We start from the raw sequence: 21,204 nt of genomic DNA on the forward strand, positions 1-21,204 counted from the left end.
TCTATTAAAGAAAGGAGCCTAAAAAATGGAGAAAGCAAAAATAAGCGTTATTCAACTCTTTGCTTTAATGTTTATTTTTAACTTAGGTACTGCTTTAATTGTTAGTTATGGAATTACAGCAAAGAAAGACGCTTGGCTCTCTATTCTTTTAGGAACGGGTGGAGGAATCTTATTATTCTTCATTTACTATCTATTATTTCGGCAATATCCTAACCTTCCCTTTACAGCGTGTATCAGAAAAATCGTAGGAAAATACATTGGGTGGGGATTAGGACTGATATATTGCTTGTTTTTTTTGTACATAGCGGCCAGAAACATACGTGATTTCGGTGATTTACTTCTTTCTTCAACTTTGCCAAACACACCGCTACTAGCAATTAACCTCACCCTTGTTTTAGTGATTTGTTATATCATTCATTTAGGAATTGAAGTTATAGGGAGAACAGGAGAAGTATTTATTGTTATTTTACTTTTATTTGGAATTGCAGCAAACTTTTTTGTGCTTGTATCAGGAGATATTAATTTACAACAGGTACGGCCTTTTTTAGAACATGGTTGGAGGCCTATTCTAACGACAACGGTCTCTTTCACGATGATTTTTCCATTTGGGGAAATGTTGGTGTTTACGATGCTATTACCATATTTAAATCGTCCCGAATTAGTAAAGAGAGTGTGGGTACTTTCTGTTATCTCAAGCGGTCTTGTTTTAAGTTGGACAGCTGTTCTGAATATGGCTGCACTTGGTATAAATATAATGGAAAGATCGACGTTTCCTACATTAGCTACGATTGGAAAGGTCAATTTGTTGAATTTTATTGAAAGACTAGATGCTATTGTAGTCTTTACTTTGCTGATGACGGTTTTCTTTAAAGTTTCGGTTCTTGTGTACGGTGCAATGATAGGACTTGTGGACTTATTTAAATTAGAGAGTCACAAACCCATTATTCTTCCGATAGGCATTGTGGTCATTTTTTTATCAATGACAATAGCTTCTAGTTTTTCTGAGCACATAGAAGAAGGATTGGATATAGTGCTTAAATATCTCTCCATGCCGCTTTTAATCATTCTCCCTTTAGTATTATTACTTATTTCTATGATACGAAATATCTTAAAGAGGAAAGCTAATTAGATTCATCTTGCTTATTCGCTCTTTTTTTCACGATTGTATAGATTTGCTGTCCAATAACAAGTAAAAAAAGTCCTGCTAGCATGACGTACTCTGCGCTACTTATGACCCAAAAGGGATTAAGAAGATGTAATATGGACTCAGAAAGATCAAAACCTAAGAGAAAATCCATAAATAAAAGGTTTAAAATAGATAATAGAAAAACAATAAGTGTGATTGCCAATACTTTCATCATTGTTCCCTCATTTGCGATTAAATGGTTATAGGATATTTTACGAAGAGAGTTTCTCCCAGAATGCGATTAAGAGAAAGATTATTGCTTACATCAGTTCTTTATAGTATAAGTATGTAGTGTTCTGATATACTTCCTGAAATCATAAAGAATAAAAATTTTAATGGGAGAAAAGGCAATTTTATTTAGTATTAAGAATAAAGGTTAGGGAAGAGGAATAAAGAAAATATGTTGAGGTTTTTGTGTGTATCATCTTTAATAAATTTTTATCTTGAAAACCGTTTAGAGAATACATATATTTAAAAATGAAACTTGCAATAAAAAAACGTATATAGAAAGGAGAGAAATAAGACTGTTTGAAAATTTAATAAAGGGATGTAAGTACTTACTGCGTGGTATTATCTTTGTTTTTTATTTTCCGTTCTATGTACTCTTTCAAGTAGTAAAAAAGGGAATGGTTTACCCTTGCCTTTGGTTTTGGCAAACGATCTTCCAACCTGTAGGACAGTTTATTTGGATACATATTTTAAAACCGGTTTTCCTGTGGCTCATTTTATATCCATTAGAAAAGCTTTGGCAATTTCTTATTTTACCCATATTATATTTCTTGTGGAGAAGGATGATAGTCAGTCTGTGGCAATACATGCTATATCCTTTTTTTTATTACATTTTATATCTTCCTTTTCATCTGTTTTTCGTTTATATTTTGCGACCATTTTATCATGAAATAATGGTTCCAGTACTACGTTTTTCAAAGGTAGTTTTAAAGTGGATATGGAAAAGAATTTGTTGGGTGTGGTTACATTTAGTGTGGTTTCCTGTTCAGTGGATATGGAATAGGCTCATTTGGATACCGTGTAGATGGGTTTATTATGAACTTGTTAGGCCTTGTATCAAGGCAATACGCCGGTTCCTTTCGTGATGAGAAAAGTTATTTAAGAAGCAACAGGTTAATAAAAATACGTTTTGCTTCATCATTAAGATTTATTTGTTCTACAATGTTGTCCTCTATTAATCTATAAGTCTCAAAAGTTCCTTTCATAAAAAAGCGGATAGAGATAACAGTTGTCAATTCATGCAAAAAGGGATTATGGCTAAAATAAGCTTATCAATATCCGCTCATTACATAAAAGTTCTTGTGAAAATCAAATAAGAGTATGAATCGTCTATGTAAGCAAAATAATAGTAATGAATTCAGGCTAATTATATAATTTTCGTATATTCTTAGAAATAGGAAGGTTGTTTAGAAATGCAATTACAATTAAAAGACAAACTTGTATTAGTCACAGGATCAACAGCAGGAATTGGAAAAGCAACAGCAAAAGCTTTTTTAGAAGAAGGGGCTCATGTAATTGTTAATGGAAGATCTCAAGAGAAAGTAGAAGCCGTTGTGGAAGAACTATCTTCCCTTGGAACTGTTCACGGCCTTCACGCTGATTTATCAAAAGCGGAAGAAAGTAAAGAACTTATCGAAAAAGTAAACAAAATCGGTGCGCTTGACGTACTTGTTAACAATTTAGGCTTTTTTGAAGTGAAAGAGTTTGAAGATGTGACAGATGAAGAATGGACAGAATACTTTGAAGTAAATGTAATGAGCGCTATTCGTCTTTGCCGAGCTTTTTTACCTGGAATGTTAGAGCGAAACAGCGGACGTATTTTGAATCTTTCAAGTGAAGCAGGAGTTAAACCTCTTCCACAAATGATTCCATATTCTTTAACAAAAACAGCATTAATTAGCTTATCAAGAGGATTAGCCGAGCGAACAAAAGGAACGAACGTTACCGTTAACTCTGTGCTCCCTGGTCCAACATGGACAGAAGGTGTTGCAAACTATATGAAGGGAGCGGCAGAAGCTGCTGGACAAGACCTTGATACGTTTGTAAAAGATTATTTTAAAGTCAATGAACCAACATCTCTTACACAGCGCTATGCAACACCAGAAGAAGTGGCAAGTGTTATTGTGTTTCTCTCTTCAGAAAAAGCAGCGGCTATTAATGGCGCGGCACAGCGAGTTGAAGGCGGGATTATTCGTTCGTTATAGGGGGAGAGACAGTGAGGTACTATGTGATGGAAGAAGATGAGTTTGATTCTTCTTCATCTGAAGAAATGATTTATGTGTTTGAGCATGAAAGAAAAAATACATGGGGAGAAATTCGCTCTCTAGAAGATTTTACGGCAAAGTGTTTGTTTATTGAATTAAGAAATCATTATATGTATCAAAAACATACTGTAAAAGAGATGGATGTATTTGAACTAGAAGGAAAGCTGAGAGAAGAATTATCATTACAAGAAGTCACTTACAATGAATGGTTGCAATTAAAAGAGGAGTTTTCAGAACAAATTAAACCGTTTATTTTTCCAGATAATATCGTAAGACGTGCTTATGCATATGAACCAGAGTGGAATGATCGTTTCTTTGTAGCGGAGACAGAGGAAAAGTACTTTGGGCTATATTGGTGTACAACGGCCTAAATCATAAAAGCAAATATATATTAGACTGTTCGTAAAGTTTGTACGACAACTTACGAGCAGTCTTTTTTGTGTTTTTTCAGAAAATAATAAAAATAGATTGTTTTCTTTTTTTAGCTATGCTAGTATTTAAATTGTAAAAATCATATATAAAATTACGAATCACATATGTGATTTAAAGGAGTGCTTTATGTCAGTTAAGTCAGCAGAACGTGTATTAAGGGTTTTTGAACTATTAGCTCGTCATCCAGAAGGGCTAACAGTAAAAGAAATTAGTAGCTCACTAGCTTTTCCGCAGAGTAGTACATTTAACCTCGTTACAACGCTGCACGAGGAAGGCTACGTAAATCAAGATCAGCTAAAAAGATATAAGCTTGGGCCAAAACTAATTCAAATTGGAACTGCCGCAATGGATTCTTTAGATATTTCCGCTGAAGGAAAACCCTATTTAAAGAAGCTTATGGAAGATGTACAGGAAACGGTATTTATGGCTTTATTGTCGGATGGAGAGCTCATTTATGTAGTAAAAATCGATAACAATCGCTCTATTCGTACAACTGCTCAGCTTGGAAAGAGAAAACCACTATACTGTACAGGGTTAGGAAAAGCATTTCTAGCATTTTTACCGTTAGAACGAAGAAAAGAGCTACTTCAAGGAATGGAGCTTGTTCCAATTACGGACTCTACGATTACAAACAAAGAAATGTTAGAGCAAAATTTAGATTCTTTTGTGGAAAGTGGTTACTCCATTGATGATGAAGAAAATGAAGAAGGTCTATTTTGTCTAGCAGCTCCTGTCTATGGAGCAAGCGGCATAATGGAAGCGGCCATTAGTGTCGCAGGACCAAAAGAAAGAATGCTAAAACATAAGAACATGATTGTAGAGAAGCTTCTTTCTACATCAAAGAAAATATCGGGGATTGCTGGATATACAGGAGAAAAAGAATAAAAGGAGGGGTATGATGGATGTGATTAGTTTGGGGGAGACAATGGTATTGTTCAACCCCCATTCAACGGGGAAAATGAGATACTGTCAAGATTTTTCCACAAAAGTAGCGGGAGCAGAAAGTAACACATTAATTGGTCTTTCTAAGCTTGGTTATCAAACCGGCTGGATTAGTCGAGTTGGAAAAGATGAGCTAGGAGCTCGAATTTTATCTACTCTTAGGGGGGAGGGAGTCGATGTTAGTTTTGTCATACGTGATGAAGAGTCCCCAACAGGTTTGTTTCTCAAGGAAAAAACAAATGAGAGACAGACAAAAGTATTTTATTACCGAAAAGGATCTGCTGCGAGCTTTATGAGCAAAGGAGACATTAATGAGGAATACCTCTCTAACGCAAAATACTTGTATATTACAGGTATTACACCTGCTTTAAGTTCATCCTGTTATGAGAGCGTTTTCTATTCTGTTAAAATAGCAAAAAAGCATGGATTAAAAGTCGTATTTGATCCAAACTTGCGCAAAACGCTTTGGGGAGAACATAAGGCTCGAGAAACATTGATTGATGTAGCAAAAGAGGCCGATATTATCCTACCTGGTATTAGTGAAGGAGAATTTTTATTCGGAGAACAGACTCCGGAAAAAATTTGTTCTCAATTTCATCAACTCGGAGTTGAAACAGTAGTTGTAAAACTAGGAGAAAAGGGAGCTTATTATTCTAGCGTAGAGGAGGCTTCTTATATAGAAGGTTATCCTGTTCATAAAGTAGTAGATCCAATCGGAGCTGGTGATGGATTTGCGGCGGGTTTTCTATCAGGACTCCTTGATCATGTTCCTCTACAAGAAGCTGTTAAAAGAGGATGTGCTATTGGGTCTATTGTGGTAACTGTTGAAGGAGACATTGAAGGATTACCAGATAAAGAGGAACTATATCATTTTATGAATACGGTTACAAGTGAAGATGTTACAAGATAAAAAGGAGTGTAGAAGATGAATTTACTTTCCCATATTTTAGAACATAAAATTGTGGCGATTATCCGCGGTGCCGAATCAAAAGATGTTGTCCAAATTGCTTCAGCTTTGCATGAAGGTGGAATAAAAAATATTGAAATTACGCTTAACAGCCCAAACGCACTTGAAGCTATTGAGAAAGTAGCAAAAGAGTTTAAAGGAGAAATGCTTGTTGGAGCAGGAACTGTACTAGATTCAGAGACAGCTAGAGCAGCTATCTTAGCCGGAGCTCAATTCATATTGGCTCCTACTGTAAATATTGAAACGATTAAAATGACGAAGAGATATGGAGCAATAAGTATTCCAGGAGCCTTTTCACCAACGGAAATCTTAACCGCTTATGAAAATGGAGCCGATATTGTAAAGGTATTCCCAGCAAGTATTGGAGCTCAATATATTAAAGATATCCGAGGGCCGCTTCCACATATTCCACTGCTTCCTACCGGAGGAGTTAACTTGGATAACATTGAGGAGTTTCATGCGGCAGGTGCAGTAGGGTTTGGAATTGGCAGTTCCCTTGTCAATACAAAAAGAGAAATAAACGCTAATTATTTAAAAGAGCTAACAATAAAAGCCCGTCAATATGTAGAAGCTATACACTCAAAACAAAAGGAGAATGTTTAATATGAAAATTACAAGTTATGAACTCTTTCAAGTACCACCACGCTGGTTATTTTTAAAAATTGAAACAGACGAAGGAATTGTTGGTTGGGGAGAACCGGTTATTGAAGGAAAGGCAGCGACAGTTGGAGCAGCTGTACATGAACTAATGGAATATCTTATTGGCAAAGATCCATTGAATATTGAAGATCACTGGAATGTGATGTACCGAGGTGGATTTTACAGAGGCGGTCCCATTTTAATGAGCGCTATTGCAGGAATTGACCAAGCGTTATGGGATATTAAAGGGAAATATTATAATGCCCCTGTTTATGAGCTACTAGGTGGTAAGGCGAGAGAATCCATTAAAGTATATTCATGGATTGGGGGAGATCGTCCATCAGATGTTGGAGAAGCCGCTAAACATGTCGTTGAAAAAGGATTTACAGCCGTGAAGATGAATGGGACAGAAGAACTTCAGTATGTTGATTCATATGAAAAAATTGATGCTGTAGTAGAAAGAATTGCAGCTGTAAGAGAAGCTGTAGGCCCTTATGTTGGCATCGGCATTGATTTCCATGGACGTGTCCACAAACCAATGGCAAAAATTTTAGCAAAAGAGATTGAAGTTTATCGCCCAATGTTCATTGAGGAACCTGTTTTACCTGAAAATAACGAAGCATTGCGAGAAATTGCTCATGCTACAGCGATTCCAATTGCCACAGGTGAAAGAATGTTTTCGAAATGGGATTTTAAAAAGCTTCTTACAGACGGATATGTTGATATTATTCAACCTGACCTTTCTCATGCAGGAGGAATTACGGAAGGTAAAAAGATTTTATCAATGGCAGAAGCATTCGATGTTGCGGCAGCTCCTCATTGTCCATTAGGTCCTATTGCATTAGCCTCTTGTCTCCAAGTAGATGCGACGTGTCATAACGCGTTTATTCAAGAACAAAGTTTAGGCATTCACTATAACCAAGGAAGTGACTTGTTAGACTACATCGTTGATAACAAAGTATTCAAATATGAAGAAGGCTATGTGAAAATTCCAGATGGTCCTGGTTTAGGGATTGAAATCAATGAAGAACATGTACGAAAGATGGCAAGTGTTGGGCACAATTGGAGAAATCCAGTATGGAGACATAAGGATGGTTCTGTTGCAGAATGGTAAAAACTAGCGATTAGCTAGTTCCGTAACGAAATTTGCAATAAGGGGATGACGGTGTGAAGGGGTACAGTGAGAAACCAACTCGGGTAAGATTTAAAGTTTTAGCCTTTATTTTCGTAAGCGTTGTCATAAATTATATGGATCGAAGCAATATCTCTGTAGCCGCAACGGCCATCGGAAAAGATTTAGAATTAACATCTGTCCAGCTTGGTCTTATCTTTTCCGCTTTTGGATGGGCATATGCTGCTCTGCAAATTCCAGGAGGTGTAATGGTTGACCGGTTTGGTGCTCGGCTTACATATGCATTTAGCCTTATTACATGGTCACTTGTTACATTACTCCAAGGATTTACAAAAGGATTTGTTGGGCTCTTTGGTTTGCGGCTTGCAACAGGGGCATTTGAAGCCCCTGCTTTTCCGACAAATAATAAAGTTGTGACAAGCTGGTTTCCAAATCAGGAAAGAGCATCTGCTATCGCATTTTATACATCTGGTCAGTTTGCAGGGCTCGCCTTTTTAACTCCTGCTCTTGTTACAATTCAGCACTTTTTAGGATGGAGAGGGCTGTTTATTACAACAGGAGCTATCGGTATCTTATGGGGGATTATTTGGTATATTTTCTACCGCGATCCGGCGCAGCACAAAAAAGCAAATAAAGCGGAGTTAGAGTATATTAAAGAAGGCGGAGGACTTGTTACACCCCTTAATGAAAAGGAAGAAAAAGCAAGGTTTGAGTGGGGAAATTTAAAAGAAGTGTTTGTTCACCGTAAACTATGGGGGATTTATTTAGGTCAGTTTGCTGTAAACTCTACGCTATGGTTTTTCTTAACGTGGTTTCCAACATATCTTGTGGAGTACCGCGGACTAGACTTCTTAAAATCAGGGTTCTTAGCTTCTGCTCCGTTCTTAGCGGCTTTTGTCGGCGTTTTATTATCTGGTTTCCTTTCTGACTTTTTAGTGAAGAAAGGAGTTTCTCTAGGTATTGCCCGAAAAACTCCTATTATTGTTGGATTGCTTTTGTCAACTTCCATTGTAGGCGCCAACTATGTGAATAATACTTCTCTTATTATTATGTTTATGGCTATTGCCTTTTTTGGAAACGGTTTAGCATCTATTACGTGGGTATTTGTATCAACACTTGCTCCGAAGCATCTTGTCGGATTAACAGGAGGCGTGTTTAACTTTATTGGCGGATTAGCCTCTATTGTTGTTCCGATTGTGATTGGGTTTCTAGCTCAAGGTGGCAGTTTTGCTCCTGCACTCGTCTTTATAGCCATTGTAGCTTTACTTGGTGCTTTATCGTATATTTTCCTCGTTGGGAAAGTAGAAAGAATTAAAGTAACTCAAAAACCCGACTCAAATCTTCCAATGTAGAAAACAAGCAGTGATAAGAGATAAACCCTATATCTTTCGAATTAATGAAAGATATAGGGTTTTATGGTATAATAAGGATAAAATAACAGTCTTCGCATTGTGAACAAGAATGAAAGGAAGTGATTTCACATGCGCGACTTCATTACGTCTAAAAAGTTTTTACCCGTCTATTTTATCGTCAGTTTTTTAACAGCGCTGTTGTTTAAAAGTCTAGGATGCTCACCCCTACAAATTGCACTTCAAAGCTTTCCTTGTTTTTTCATCGGAGTTGTATTTTCTCTTCAGCATTTTGTTTGGAAAGATCCTAACTTTTTTAATAAAGGAGCCAAATGATGAAGACCATACTTATCCTGATCACTCAGTTATTAAGCTAAATCTTATAATAGCAAAAACCTCTAGATGATAGAGGTTTTTGCTATTATATAAGGTTAGCATTCTTATAGACCAAAATAGGATTTTTCCTTTTAGCACAGTTCAAACAATGAAGAAAAGGAGGGGGAAAAGTGAAGAAACCTTGGTACTTAAAAACTGGATGGTTTTTTGTCTTATGTATATTAACGCCACCCATTGGCTATTTAATCATTCTCACAAACCTTAAGAAATTTGACAATAAAGATAAAAAACAGTTTGAGCAGAAAATTTTTTATTTAGCGATTGCAACGATAGGAATGGCTTTTTGGGTACTTAAATTTACACCACCTATCGTGCAAGAGGTTGTATTATGCGGGTTGCTTGCTATTTTTATTGGGCGAAAACTAAAACGAATGTTTAAAAAATAAGAAAAACCTATATTTTTTTTTAGAATGTAGGTTTTTTGATAGTCGTATGAAGTTTTGCTACTTACATTTCTCCTTTTTCTATATACAACATGTGGACCTTTATGTAAAATAAAAACAGGTCTATTATACTGTTGTTTTTGTTTATTATAACAGACAAAAGGAAAGGGGAATGATTATGCCATTAGTATCTTTTTTGATGTATATTTTTGTAACGAGTTTTACCCCAGGTCCGAACAATATTATGGCAATGGCTTTTGCAAACAAGTATGGACTAAAGAGAACGCTCAAATTCTGTTTTGGAGTGAGTGCGGGTTTCCTTATTATTATGCTTTTATCAAGTTACTTCAATTTGATGCTCAAAAGCGTTGTACCAAAAATTGAGTTGATTATGACAATTGTAGGTGCTTTGTACATGATCTATCTTGCAATTAAAATTATGAAAAGTAAAGATAGTAGTAATAATGGGGGAAACGAGAAAGAAAATAGCTTTTTTATGGGAATGGTTTTGCAATTTATTAATCCAAAAGGGATTCTTTATGGGATTACGGCTATTGCTACCTTTATTCTTCCGTATCATTCCTCGCATGGAAGTTTAATTTTTTACTCAATTGTTTTAGCATTTGTTGGTTTTTTAAGTACGTTTTGCTGGAGTTTATGCGGAAGTATTTTTCAGAAATTTCTATCAAAACATCATCGTCAGTTTAATATTGTAATGGGATTATTATTGATTTATAGTGCGGTATCTATTGTAGTACACTAGATGTTATACATATAGTAGATAAAGTCGCAACAATTGTTGTGTCTTTATCTACAATAAAAATATTATGTTAACTAACAGGGCTGCAAAAACAAGAGAAAGGAGCAGTACAATGAAAAAAGAAAAGCTATTTTATGAACGAGGAACAGAGGAGTTACAAAAGAAAAATATACGGGCACATAAGCTTGTTCAGCAGTTTAATCTTGCTGATGTTGAAGATGAGAAACAAAGAGAAGAAGCGATTCGTGAGCTATTTGGAAGTGCAGGGGAAAACGTGAGTATAGAACATAATTTTCATTGTGATTTAGGCGACAATATTCATGTTGGAGATCATTTTTATGCAGGATACAACTGTACGATTTTAGATATGGCAGAAGTCATCATTGGTGACAACTGTATGATTGGACCTGATGTTGGAATTTACACCGCTGGACACAACATTGCACCAAAAGGCCGAAATAAAACAGGCTATGCAATGCCAATTAGGATTGGAAATGACGTATGGATTGGGGGAAGCTGCGTTATTTTAGGAGGAGTAACGATTGGTGATCACTCTATTGTTGCTGCTGGCTCTGTTGTAACAAAAGATGTTCCTCCTAATGTAATTGTAGCTGGTAACCCGGCAAAAGTTATAAAAACAATTGAAGAGTAAAGGCTGTTAAAGGCCGCTATTCCGTATTGCTCATAAAAAAGGAGGCTGACTAAGAGTCAGTCTCCTTTTTTGTAGGACAGGTCATATGGACAACGTACTTTGTTAACCGTTATTTCTCCACTTTTACCGAATCTAAGTGGAATAATTTCTTCGCATTTTCACTTCCGATTTTAAGACGGTCATTCTCACTAATAGGGAAAGAATCAAACCATGAAGAGATTTCTTCCATTGATTCATACGGATAGTCAACAGAAAATAAAATACGGTCTGCGCCAACTTCTAAAAGCGTATCTAGCAATGCTTGTGTTCTGAAAACACCGCTTGTTGTAAGATAGAAATTATTGCGTAAGTATTCCATTGGCGCTTTTTTGTGATTGCCATGTGTTTCAGGACGCTGATGACGTAATCTGTGTCCGACACGAGGCAATGTAAATGGAAGACCTTCGCCAAGATGGCCAAGTATAATCGTCAAGTTTGGATAGCGGTCAAAAAGTCCGCTTAAAATAAGACGGATGGCGTGCATAGCCGTTTCCACCCCAAACCCCCACGCAGAACCTAGCAACCCTTTGTATCCTTCATAAATGCGCTGTTGATGTGGCAGTGGAATACGAGGATGCAAGTATACGGGAACACCAAGTTTTTCCACACGTTCCCAAAATGGCCACACTTGTGGTTCATCAAGATACTGAGCTGTATTTTCATCTCCAATATTGCTGTAGCCGTTCATTAATGCACCAGAGAACCCAAGTTCATTTACTGCACGTTCTAACTCATCCCCAGCAGCTTTTGGATCTTGCAATGGAAGTGCTGCAAAAGCTTTGAAACGATCGGGGTACTTAGCCAAAGCATGTTCTGCGATGTAATCGTTCATTTGTTTTGCAAGCTTAATCGCTCGTTCAGGATCTGTAATTCCTTCAATTCCAGGCTGTGTTAACGATAAAATGGATGTTTGGATTCCATTTTTGTTCATATCTTGGATTCGTTTGTCAAACTCTTGCAGCCTTTTTTGAACCGCTTCGAAATACTGTGTATCTGTAAAGTTATGAGTTCCTGTTGCTGAAAGATCAGGAGATTCCCAATGTTCCTCTAACGCAATTTTTCCTTCCATTATAAAAGACTCCTCTCATAAATTTGAACGGATTTATACCTATTTACCACTGGTTTAGTCCAGCTTCTCATTGACAAAAGTATTTTTCATCATGTACATTAATAGACGTAGTGTTTAGTAATGTACATTTTGTATAAATTATATTTTAATGGTACAGCACAATTTGAATAGAGGTTAATAAACAGAAAAAGCGGAACCGTTCATAACAATACATAGGAAATTGTTTGGTCTACAAAGTGCCAGAAGTTATACAAGGAGGTAGAAAATGTCTAAAAAACCCAAAGTAGATCCGCGCATAAGACGCACAAGTAAATATTTACGAAAAGCGCTTATCGAGCTTTTAAAGGAGAAAGATGTAGGGGCTATTACAATTCAAGAAATTACAGAAAGAGCAGATTTGACCCGTGGAACCTTTTATCTTCATTATCAAGATAAGCAAGATTTTTTGTTTCAAAACATGCATGAAATGTTGGAAAATCTTATAGAAGAAGTAAAGGCTCCAAAAGAAGAGAACCAGCAAATCTCTTTCGTCCGGCTTTTTGAATTTATTCACGAGCATGCGGACTATTTTAAGGTGATGCTGAGTGACCGGGGGATTCCACAGTTTCGAAGCTATATGACGAAGATTGTTCGAGATAAAGTGTATGGAGAACTAATTTCTTCTATTGGGGAAGCAGAGGAAGAGCTTGAAGTTCCAAAAGACATTTTAATTAGCTATATTGCTTCTGCTCATATTGGCGTTATTAGTTCTTGGTTAGAGAATGATATGAAATTTAGCCCGCTATATATGGCAAATCAATTAACTCGTTTGACGCTTCTTGGACCAATTAGAGTTGCTGGATTAGAGGATAAAATAAAGCTTCCACACTGAAGCTTTATTTTTGTTCTCTACATTTGTGAACGAATGAACAAATAATAAACATAGAAAGGAAAAGTGTAATGAAAATAGAAAGACACTGGGGAATTTCACTATTAGCTATTTTAGCGGTTGGCCCTGGCCTTATGTTAAACAGTGCGCTTACCCCACTTCAAGGGTTGCTTCAAAAAACGTTGGACTCTTCTTCTTATCCATCGATTATACCTATCCTGACAGGAACAATTGCTTTTGCCCTATTTGTTCCTTTAGGTCCTTTTTTACGTCATAAGTGGGGAGATAAAACAACGTATATAACATCAGCCTGTATTTCGCTGTTAGGTGTATTATTAAGCTTAATTTCAACAAAATTTATCGTATTTGAAGCAGGGAGAGTGTTACAGGGTATGGGAGCAGGTATGGCTCTCATGATGATGCTTCCTATGCTTGTTCTTGCTTTTCCTATTAGTCGCCGTAATTTGGCCCTACTCATTCTTATTAGCGGGTTTTATGGTTCAAGTATGATCGGTGTTTGTTTCGGAACGCTTGTTAGTCATACAGGGCATTGGAAAGAAATCTTTTATGTAGCTGTAGTCTGTTCTATCCTCGCTATCCTGTTAGGATATACGCTCCTTTCAAATGAAGGGACTCGACATGCAAAAGAGAAAGCACATTTTGACTGGATGGGTTTTGTTTGGGCAGGAATTTTCGCTTTATTAACAGCTTTTACAGTTCTTAGCTTACAAAAATGGGGTGGATCATCGCTTTACGTATGGATCGGATTAGGTGGCAGTGTTCTTTCTTTTCTTTTTCTATTTATTACGGAATATAGCACTACAAAGCCGCTTCTTTCATTTAAACTCATTTTGCACAAAAAACCGCTTCTAGCCATCTTAGTCGTTATAACAGGATATATAGCAATGACGTTAAGCTTAGCTTCACTACAAGGCATCTTAAAAACTGTAAATGCGCTCCCAAATAAAGAAATGGTCATTGTTTATCTATGCCTGCTTGTTGGAGTAGCCGTTGCCGCCATTTTAAGCTGTTTACTTTATGATAAGTTAGGTCCTGGAATTCTAGGAATGTTAGGGGCTCTCCTTATTATTGGCATAAACTTAACGTGGATGTATGCCGGGGATCATGAACCGTATACGTTCTTTGCCATCAGCTTCTTTGTACTGATTTTAGGCGTTGGCTTTACGATTGCTTCAGGGCTTATGGGGGCTGCTTTAGGCGGACCATTGCCAGATTTAGTGCCACGTATGGCGACTGTTCAATTTTTACGCATGATTGCATATGCCGCGATTCCGGTTATAAGTAGTTATATATTAAACAGATTCTCTGAACATCACTTAACAAATGGAAGTTCACAAGATGTAAGTGAACAAAGCGTTGAAAAATCGCAATTATTAGCTTATCATGACTTATTTTTTTCTTCTTTTAGTGCAAGTTTAGTATTGTTATGTTTTTCGTTTCTTATGGCCTTAACAGGGAAAGGACATAAGTTAGCTCATAAGCCGCATCATGGGCGAAATGAAGAGGGGAAAGAGAATTCACATTCAAATGAGAAGGTTGTACAATCCCCTCAACCCCCCACACTTTATACAAAAGATGCTGTAATTCCCGATCATGATTATCGAAAAGCACTTCAGAAATTTAAACAGCTTAAACAGACTCAAACAAATGATGATGTTTTTAGAGAAGCATTGAAAAAATTTAGAGAAAAGTAGCATGATATCCGGAAAATGAACAAACGCAACTTTGTTTATTTTCTGGTTTTTATATACATGAGAAAATGTAAGGATAAAACCTGTTATCTGGAATAAAAGATTTTGAAGATGAATACATATATAACCATAAAATAAAAATGAAAGCGCTTTATAGAAGAGGGTGCAAATGAATAATACGATTCTCAATCAAACAGTGATTCCATCTGTACGAAATTTAAAATATTTAGACTTAGCTTTAAAATCACCTTCTCCTTTTATCCTGTTATCTGAGACACATATCGGCAACCTACAGTTACTAACCAAAAGATGTCATGCAATGAATAAAAAAGTACTTGTTCACCTTGACTTAATAGGAGGGTTAAGTAAAGACCAAATAGGATTAAAAATGCTTCGTGACTTATACAAAATAGACGGAGTCATTTCACCAAACGCTAATTTATTAAAGCGGGTAAAAGATTTAGGGCTTATGAGTATTCAGCGTCTTTTTCTTCTTGATTCTCGTTCGCTTGAATCAGGCTTAAAGGCAATGGAAGAGCGCCATTTAGATGCCCTTGAACTTTTGCCAGGTCCTTTTTCTCTTTATGTAATAGAGAAAGTAAGGAAGGCTACGTCATTACCGCTTCTTGCAGGTGGATTTATTTCCGAAGATCGGATGGTAAAAAAGCTGTTTGAAGGAGGCATCAAAGGAATTACAACAAGCGAGAAGCATTTATGGAAAACAAAATAGTATGCGAAGGGGAGGCGATGATGAGAAACCCTACAAAGCTCTAGTATTAGCTAGAGCTTTGTAGGGTTTCTTTTTTTAATAAGGTAGGACAACATCTTCTAAGCTTCACTCTCATGATAAAGGAGGAAGATAAAATGAGTTTTATTAATGAAATTATTGAGTTAGGTCCAACGGTGATGATGCCGATTATTTTCTTTATTCTTTCCTTGATTTTTAGAGTAAAGATTGCCCAAGGCTTCAAAGCTGCCATGCTTGTTGGAATTGGATTTGTCGGGATTAATCTTGTAATTGGGCTTTTACTTGATACGTTAGGGCCTGCAGCAGAAGCGATGGTACAGCGGTTTAATTTAAATTTAACTGTTGTTGATCCAGGGTGGCCCGTTGGAGCAACAATTGGATGGGGAACGCCTATTGTTCCATTTGTCGTATTTGGAGCCATTATTTTAAATGTTGTTCTTCTTTTACTAAAACTTACGAAAACCGTAAATATCGATATTTTTAATTATTGGCATTTCATGCTAACAGGTGGCGTTGTGTACGCTGTGACAAATAGCATCGTAATCTCTGTTGTTAGTGCATTACTTCATTTTCTAATTGCCATCATTATAGCGGATTTAACAGCCAAAAGAATTCAAGAACAATACAATTTAAAAGGAGTTTCTTTTGCACATGCAACATCTGCGATCTATGTCCCAATCGGAATTGTGATGAACTGGATAATAGAACGCATTCCTGGATTAAACAAAGTAAAAGCGTCCCCAGAAGAAATTACAAAGAGATATGGCGTAATGGGAGAACCGCTAACACTTGGGACGATACTAGGTATTTTATTAGGACTTCTTGCAGGTCTTCCACTTGCAGATGTTGTGACACTCGGCATTAAAGTTGCTGCCGTTATGGTTCTACTTCCTGCAATGATTAATATACTTGTCCAGGGGCTTGAAATTGTTCGAGAAGCAGCAGAAGTCTTGTTGAAAAAGAGATTTCCAGATCGGGAGTTTTACATTGGACTTGATACCGCATTGCTTGTTGGAAACCCAGCTGTTTTAGCAACAGGTCTTTTACTTATTCCAGGTGCCCTTCTTTTGGCTATTATTTTACCAGGAAATAAAGTTCTTCCATTTGTTGATCTAGCTTCACTCGTCTTTCTTTTACCAATGGCAGCTCCTTTTTTAAAGAGAAACCTCGTCCGACTTTTCTTAACAGGAATGGTGATCGTGACATTTGTTCTTTATGCAGGAACATCCATTTCTTCTTATTATACGAAAGCTGCTGAAATGGTAAATGTAACGCTTCCAGAGAACGTTCAGTCAGCAACAGGCTTATCGAACTTAGTTGGTGGAGCAACAACACCTCTTGGTTGGCTCATCATTGAAATTTCAAAGCTATTTTAACGAGAAGGGGGAAGCAAAGATGGGGAAGTATGTGCTAGGGATTGATAATGGGGGAACCGTAACAAAGGCAAGTCTCTTCTCAATTGACGGAAAAGAGCTTGCTGTTGCTAGTCGAAAAACAGAGATGTATATGCCGTATCCAGGACATACAGAAAGGGACTGTAAAGAATTATGGGAAGCAAATGTAGCTGTTATTCAAGAAATAATTCAAAAATCTAAAATAGATGGAGAAGAGATTATAAGTGTTGCAGCAACAGGACATGGAAATGGATTATATGTTGTGGATGAAAAAGGAGAAGCTGTTCGGAAGGGAATTATTTCAACAGACTCACGTGCAAAAGAGATTGTTGAATTTTGGAAACAGCAGGGAATAGAAGAGAGAATTTTGCCGAAAACAATGCAGTCGGTATGGCCAGGTCAACCAGCAGCTCTTTTAGCTTGGATTCAAAAATATGAACCTACTACTCTTCATAAAACAAAGTGGATTTTTATGTGCAAAGACTATATTCGCTATCTTCTAACAGGTGAAGCATATGCTGAGATTACCGACATTTCTGGAACTAGTTTATTAAATAGCAGAGAGAAAAAATATGATGAAGGTCTTCTAAAAGAACTTGGGATTGAAAGCATATACGAAAAGCTGCCTCCTATTCTTTATTCCGGAGAAATTGGTGGATATATTACAAAAAAAGTAGCGCAATTAACAGGCTTAAAAGAAGGCACTCCTGTTGCGGGTGGGTTATTTGATATTGATGCAGCTGCTATCGCGACTGGTACAACAGACGAAGAAAAACTATGTATTGTAGCAGGAACGTGGAGTATTAATGAGTTTATTACAAAGAAACCAATTGTTGATAAAGATCTATTTATGACATCTCTTTTTTGCATACCAGGGTATTGGCTCACATTAGAAGGAAGTCCAACATCGGCAAGTAACTTAGAGTGGTACGTAAAAGAGTATTTCAATTCAGAACATGAAGAAAAGAGAAAAGGGATTTCTGTTTATGATCTTTGTAACGAAATGGTAGAGAATATTGAACCCCACGAATCGAACATTCTCTTTTTTCCGTTTCTCTTTGGGTCAAATGTTCATAGGGATGCAAAAGCGTGTTTCTTTGGGTTTAATGGCTGGCATACAAAAGCACACATGCTTAGAGCTCTATATGAAGGGGTTGTTTTTGGACATAAAATTCATGTTGATAAGCTTATGAAATATAGAGAAAAGCCAAACGTTATCCGGATTGCTGGAGGAGCAACAAAGTCTGAGGTATGGATGCAAATGTTTGCCGATATTCTACAAACACCTGTTGAAGTTGTTGTAGGGACAGAACAAGGAACACTTGGAGCAGCCATTTGTGCAGCGGTAGCAGTAGGAGCGTATCCTTCCTTTGAAGAAGGAGCAAAAGCAATGGTTCAAAAGGGAAGAACCTATAAACCAAATGAAGCACTAAAAGGAATATACGAGGAGAAATATAGCTATTTCACTTCAGTATTAGCTGCATTAGAACCGGTTTGGAAGCCTTAAAAGGAGGGGCAGGGCAATATGGATCTTTGTTTAAAAGGAAAAACGGCCGTTATAACGGGGAGTTCAAGAGGTGTTGGAAGAGAGATTGCACTCACCCTTGCTAAAGAAGGAGCAAATATCGTGCTTCATTACAATCGAAATGCTGAAAATGCAATCGAAATCGCAGATCTTATTAATCAAAATTACAGCAAATGCGTTGCTGTTCAAGCTGACTTAGCTCATGAAGAAGGATGCAAAAAAATCATTCAAAAAGGAAAAGAAGCTTTTGGAGATCTTCATATTTTAGTAAATAATGCGGGAATATGGCCTAAAAGCTGGGTGAAAGATATGTCTCTTTCCGAGTGGGAAAACACGATGAAAGTGAATCTTACCGCTGTTTTCTTGACGTGCCAAAGCTTTGTAAATCATTTACTTGAAGAAGAGCGAACAGGGACTATTTTAAATTTAACGTCACAAGCAGCATTTCATGGTTCAACAACAGGGCATGCTCATTATGCAGCAAGTAAAGCAGGAGTTGTTTCTTTTACGGTTTCATTAGCACGGGAAGTCGCGAAAAATGGAATTAACGTAAATGCCCTTGCATTAGGAATTGTGGAAACAGATATGATTGGGGACGCACTACAAGAAAACAGAGACTATTACGTAAACCGGATTCCGATTGGAAGAGTAGCACAACCAGAGGAAATAGCTGAAATTGCGGCGTTTCTCGTTTCAAGAAAAGCCCGCTATATGACGGGAGCAACAGTTGATGCAACAGGCGGAATGTTAATGAGGTAAGGAGTGAAACTATGCTTGTTTCGTTAAAAGAAGTAGTAGAGGATGCAAGAGCCCAGCAGTATGCAGTGCCTGCTTTTGATTGTATAAATGATGTTATGGTTCGAACCATTCTTGACAAAGCTGAACAACAGCGTTCACCCGTTATTCTAATGTGTCTTGAGCATAACTTAAGAGAACGGAAAGGATTTGTGTATTTAGCTGAGTATATTAAAGCTGTTGTGCCTTTTTATGATATACCGGTTGTGCTTCACCTTGATCATGCAATGGACGTAGAGTTAGTGGAAGAAGCGATAAAATTTGGTTTTTCTTCTGTTATGATTGATGGTTCAAGTCTTCCTTTTCAAAATAATATTGCTCTAACCAAAAGAGTGACAGATCTTTCTCATCCTAGAGGAATCAGTGTAGAAGCAGAGCTTGGGCATGTTGGAGGAGCAGAGCTTGATGGGGATTATGGAAGCGACTCTAAACTAACAGAACCTTCCCAAGTGGAAGCATTTATTGAGAAAACAAATGTTGATGCTCTTGCTGTCTCTATTGGAACTTCTCATGGAGTGTATCAGGCAGAACCCTTTTTAAATATAGAAAGAACAAAAGAAATTAACAAAGTAAGCAAAGTACCACTTGTTCTTCACGGTGGTTCTGGTACACCTCCTGATCAGATTCAAAAAGCGATTGAAAACGGGATTAGTAAAGTAAACTTGTATGCAGACTGCCGTATTGCGATGACAAAAGGATTAAAAGAATCTGCAAAACAAATTAGGAGAATTGACCCTTTACCAGAAGATTTATTTGCCCCTGTGAAAGAGCATCTTGCTCATGTTGTTGAAGAAAAAATAATCTTGCTTCGTTCAAACAACCGAGTATAAAAGGAGTGAGGAAATTTGAAACTGCTTGCAATTGGAGACGCTCTTATTCCAGCAGACGTGATGGAAGAAGGCTTATCCTCCTTATCTCTTCATGGGATAGAGGTAGAAGTACGTGAGTGGAAACACGATTCTGTTGAGGCTCTTCAAAAAGATAACTTACTTGTTGAAGGAAATGGCCCAGAAGCCATTACAGTCGAAAAAGAACTTTTTGACGGAATTGAAACATTTGATGCTATTGTTGTTCAGTTTACTCCTCTATCAAAAGAGATTCTTCAAAGAGGGAAGAAATTGAAACTCATAGGGGTATTAAGAGGGGGAACAGAGAATGTCGATCATATAGAAGCAAAAGCACTCGGTATTTCGGTCCTCAATACACCTGGCCGAAATGCTAGAGCAGTAGCGGAATTTACGTTAGGGATGATTCTATCTGAAGTGAGAAATATTGCTCGCTCCCACGAAGCTTTAAAAAAGGGGAAATGGGAAAAAGATTTTCCAAATGGTGAAGGAATTCCAGAACTTAATGAAAAGAAAGTTGGCATTGTTGGCTACGGCAATATTGGAAGATTACTTGGATCATACTTACATGCACTCGGATGTGAACTGTTAATCTATGATGAATATACAGATGACATTCCTTACTACAGTAAAAAAGTCTTGTTAGATGAACTTCTTGAGCAGGCAGACATTGTATCTCTTCACCTCCGTCTTACAGAAGAAACGCACCATTTTATTGGAAAGAGAGAGATTGAAAAAATGAAAGAAACAGCAGTTTTAATTAATACAGCTCGTTCAGGACTTATCGATGAGGAAGCCCTCGTTCAAAGTTTACAAGAAAAAAAGATTATGGGAGCTGCATTAGACGTATTCGACCACGAACCACTTCCTTACAATGATAAGCTTCTGCATCTTGAGAATGTTACGATTACGCCACACCTTGCAGGGAGTACAATTGATGCGTTTAGACAAAGTCCAAAAAAGATGGTGGAATATATAGTAGATTGGGTGAAAGCAAGATAAAAAAGACGGGGAGGCAGTAAGAGCCATCCCTGTCTTTTTTATGGTCATTGGTGGAAGACTCTCTATGCTTTCCTAAGAGAAGAAGGATTTCACCAG

General features: G+C 37.2%; 22 protein-coding genes. 20 read left to right on the plus strand and 2 right to left on the minus strand.

From position 1 onward, the window contains the following. Window positions 1–25 precede the first annotated feature (25 nt). Window positions 26–1,129, plus strand: coding sequence for a GerAB/ArcD/ProY family transporter (locus ACK3CR_RS00780; RefSeq protein WP_243509890.1), 1,104 nt, complete (start codon window positions 26–28; stop codon window positions 1,127–1,129). Here ACK3CR_RS00780 and ACK3CR_RS00785 read toward each other — a convergent pair. Then, window positions 1,122–1,361, minus strand: coding sequence for a YczF family membrane protein (locus ACK3CR_RS00785; RefSeq protein ID WP_123796572.1), 240 nt, complete (start codon window positions 1,359–1,361; stop codon window positions 1,122–1,124). The two genes, ACK3CR_RS00780 and ACK3CR_RS00785, sit on opposite strands and share 8 nt — an antisense overlap. A gap of 1,246 nt (window positions 1,362–2,607) precedes the next feature. Here ACK3CR_RS00785 and ACK3CR_RS00790 point away from each other — a divergent pair. The 11 genes from ACK3CR_RS00790 (at window position 2,608) to ACK3CR_RS00840 (ending at window position 11,111) form a co-directional block, all read left to right on the plus strand. Next, window positions 2,608–3,399 (plus strand): SDR family NAD(P)-dependent oxidoreductase, encoded by a 792-nt coding sequence (locus ACK3CR_RS00790; protein ID WP_430238731.1) that lies wholly within the window; start codon window positions 2,608–2,610, stop codon window positions 3,397–3,399. A gap of 11 nt (window positions 3,400–3,410) precedes the next feature. Next, entirely contained in the window at window positions 3,411–3,830 is a 420-nt protein-coding gene (locus ACK3CR_RS00795; protein WP_430238729.1) for a hypothetical protein, read from the plus strand. Between the two features lie 187 nt (window positions 3,831–4,017). Further along, window positions 4,018–4,776, plus strand: a complete 759-nt coding sequence (locus ACK3CR_RS00800) for an IclR family transcriptional regulator (RefSeq protein WP_243509882.1) — start codon at window positions 4,018–4,020, stop codon at window positions 4,774–4,776. 13 nt (window positions 4,777–4,789) lie between these two features. After that, on the plus strand, window positions 4,790–5,743 hold the full coding sequence (locus ACK3CR_RS00805) for a sugar kinase (RefSeq protein WP_488974795.1): 954 nt from the start codon (window positions 4,790–4,792) through the stop codon (window positions 5,741–5,743). 15 nt (window positions 5,744–5,758) lie between these two features. Then, window positions 5,759–6,403: a bifunctional 4-hydroxy-2-oxoglutarate aldolase/2-dehydro-3-deoxy-phosphogluconate aldolase gene (locus ACK3CR_RS00810; RefSeq protein WP_488974561.1), complete on the plus strand. Its 645-nt coding sequence runs from the start codon at window positions 5,759–5,761 to the stop codon at window positions 6,401–6,403. 1 nt (window position 6,404) lies between these two features. Further along, complete coding sequence (dgoD, locus tag ACK3CR_RS00815) at window positions 6,405–7,553, plus strand: galactonate dehydratase (protein WP_488974562.1); 1,149 nt, start codon at window positions 6,405–6,407, stop codon at window positions 7,551–7,553. A gap of 53 nt (window positions 7,554–7,606) precedes the next feature. Next, the gene (locus ACK3CR_RS00820; protein WP_488974563.1) at window positions 7,607–8,923 is read left to right on the plus strand and encodes an MFS transporter; all 1,317 of its coding nucleotides are present in this window, start codon (window positions 7,607–7,609) and stop codon (window positions 8,921–8,923) included. Window positions 8,924–9,052: 129 nt separating this feature from the next. Next, entirely contained in the window at window positions 9,053–9,256 is a 204-nt protein-coding gene (locus tag ACK3CR_RS00825; RefSeq protein ID WP_243509871.1) for a hypothetical protein, read from the plus strand. A 170-nt stretch (window positions 9,257–9,426) separates the two neighbouring features. Beyond that, entirely contained in the window at window positions 9,427–9,702 is a 276-nt protein-coding gene (locus ACK3CR_RS00830) for a hypothetical protein (protein WP_243509868.1), read from the plus strand. A 175-nt stretch (window positions 9,703–9,877) separates the two neighbouring features. Then, window positions 9,878–10,462 carry a LysE family transporter gene (locus ACK3CR_RS00835; protein ID WP_243509866.1) on the plus strand — a complete coding sequence of 195 codons (585 nt, stop codon included), beginning with the start codon at window positions 9,878–9,880 and terminating at the stop codon, window positions 10,460–10,462. Between the two features lie 109 nt (window positions 10,463–10,571). After that, window positions 10,572–11,111, plus strand: coding sequence for a sugar O-acetyltransferase (locus tag ACK3CR_RS00840; RefSeq protein WP_243509864.1), 540 nt, complete (start codon window positions 10,572–10,574; stop codon window positions 11,109–11,111). Window positions 11,112–11,220: 109 nt separating this feature from the next. Here the strand turns inward: ACK3CR_RS00840 and ACK3CR_RS00845 are convergent, their stop codons facing one another. Next, entirely contained in the window at window positions 11,221–12,219 is a 999-nt protein-coding gene (locus ACK3CR_RS00845; protein ID WP_488974564.1) for an amidohydrolase family protein, read from the minus strand. A gap of 265 nt (window positions 12,220–12,484) precedes the next feature. Between ACK3CR_RS00845 and ACK3CR_RS00850 the strand changes: the two genes are divergently transcribed. The 8 genes from ACK3CR_RS00850 to ACK3CR_RS00885 all read left to right on the plus strand — a co-directional run bounded on the left by ACK3CR_RS00850 (window position 12,485) and on the right by ACK3CR_RS00885 (window position 21,108). Then, window positions 12,485–13,090, plus strand: coding sequence for a TetR/AcrR family transcriptional regulator (locus ACK3CR_RS00850; RefSeq protein WP_243509859.1), 606 nt, complete (start codon window positions 12,485–12,487; stop codon window positions 13,088–13,090). A gap of 68 nt (window positions 13,091–13,158) precedes the next feature. Next, complete coding sequence (locus tag ACK3CR_RS00855) at window positions 13,159–14,802, plus strand: MFS transporter (RefSeq protein WP_488974565.1); 1,644 nt, start codon at window positions 13,159–13,161, stop codon at window positions 14,800–14,802. 166 nt (window positions 14,803–14,968) lie between these two features. Further along, complete coding sequence (locus tag ACK3CR_RS00860) at window positions 14,969–15,529, plus strand: glycerol-3-phosphate responsive antiterminator (RefSeq protein ID WP_243509855.1); 561 nt, start codon at window positions 14,969–14,971, stop codon at window positions 15,527–15,529. 134 nt (window positions 15,530–15,663) lie between these two features. After that, complete coding sequence (locus tag ACK3CR_RS00865) at window positions 15,664–16,923, plus strand: PTS transporter subunit IIC (RefSeq protein WP_488974566.1); 1,260 nt, start codon at window positions 15,664–15,666, stop codon at window positions 16,921–16,923. A gap of 19 nt (window positions 16,924–16,942) precedes the next feature. Beyond that, on the plus strand, window positions 16,943–18,448 hold the full coding sequence (locus ACK3CR_RS00870) for an FGGY-family carbohydrate kinase (protein WP_488974567.1): 1,506 nt from the start codon (window positions 16,943–16,945) through the stop codon (window positions 18,446–18,448). Between the two features lie 18 nt (window positions 18,449–18,466). Next, complete coding sequence (locus ACK3CR_RS00875; protein ID WP_243509848.1) at window positions 18,467–19,225, plus strand: SDR family NAD(P)-dependent oxidoreductase; 759 nt, start codon at window positions 18,467–18,469, stop codon at window positions 19,223–19,225. 11 nt (window positions 19,226–19,236) lie between these two features. After that, a complete protein-coding gene (locus ACK3CR_RS00880; protein ID WP_243509846.1) occupies window positions 19,237–20,091 on the plus strand; it encodes a class II fructose-bisphosphate aldolase in 855 nt (284 codons plus the stop codon). Window positions 20,092–20,106: 15 nt separating this feature from the next. Further along, window positions 20,107–21,108: a 2-hydroxyacid dehydrogenase gene (locus tag ACK3CR_RS00885; protein ID WP_243509844.1), complete on the plus strand. Its 1,002-nt coding sequence runs from the start codon at window positions 20,107–20,109 to the stop codon at window positions 21,106–21,108. Window positions 21,109–21,204 lie beyond the last annotated feature (96 nt).

This window comes from Priestia sp. TRM10, assembly GCF_057808375.1.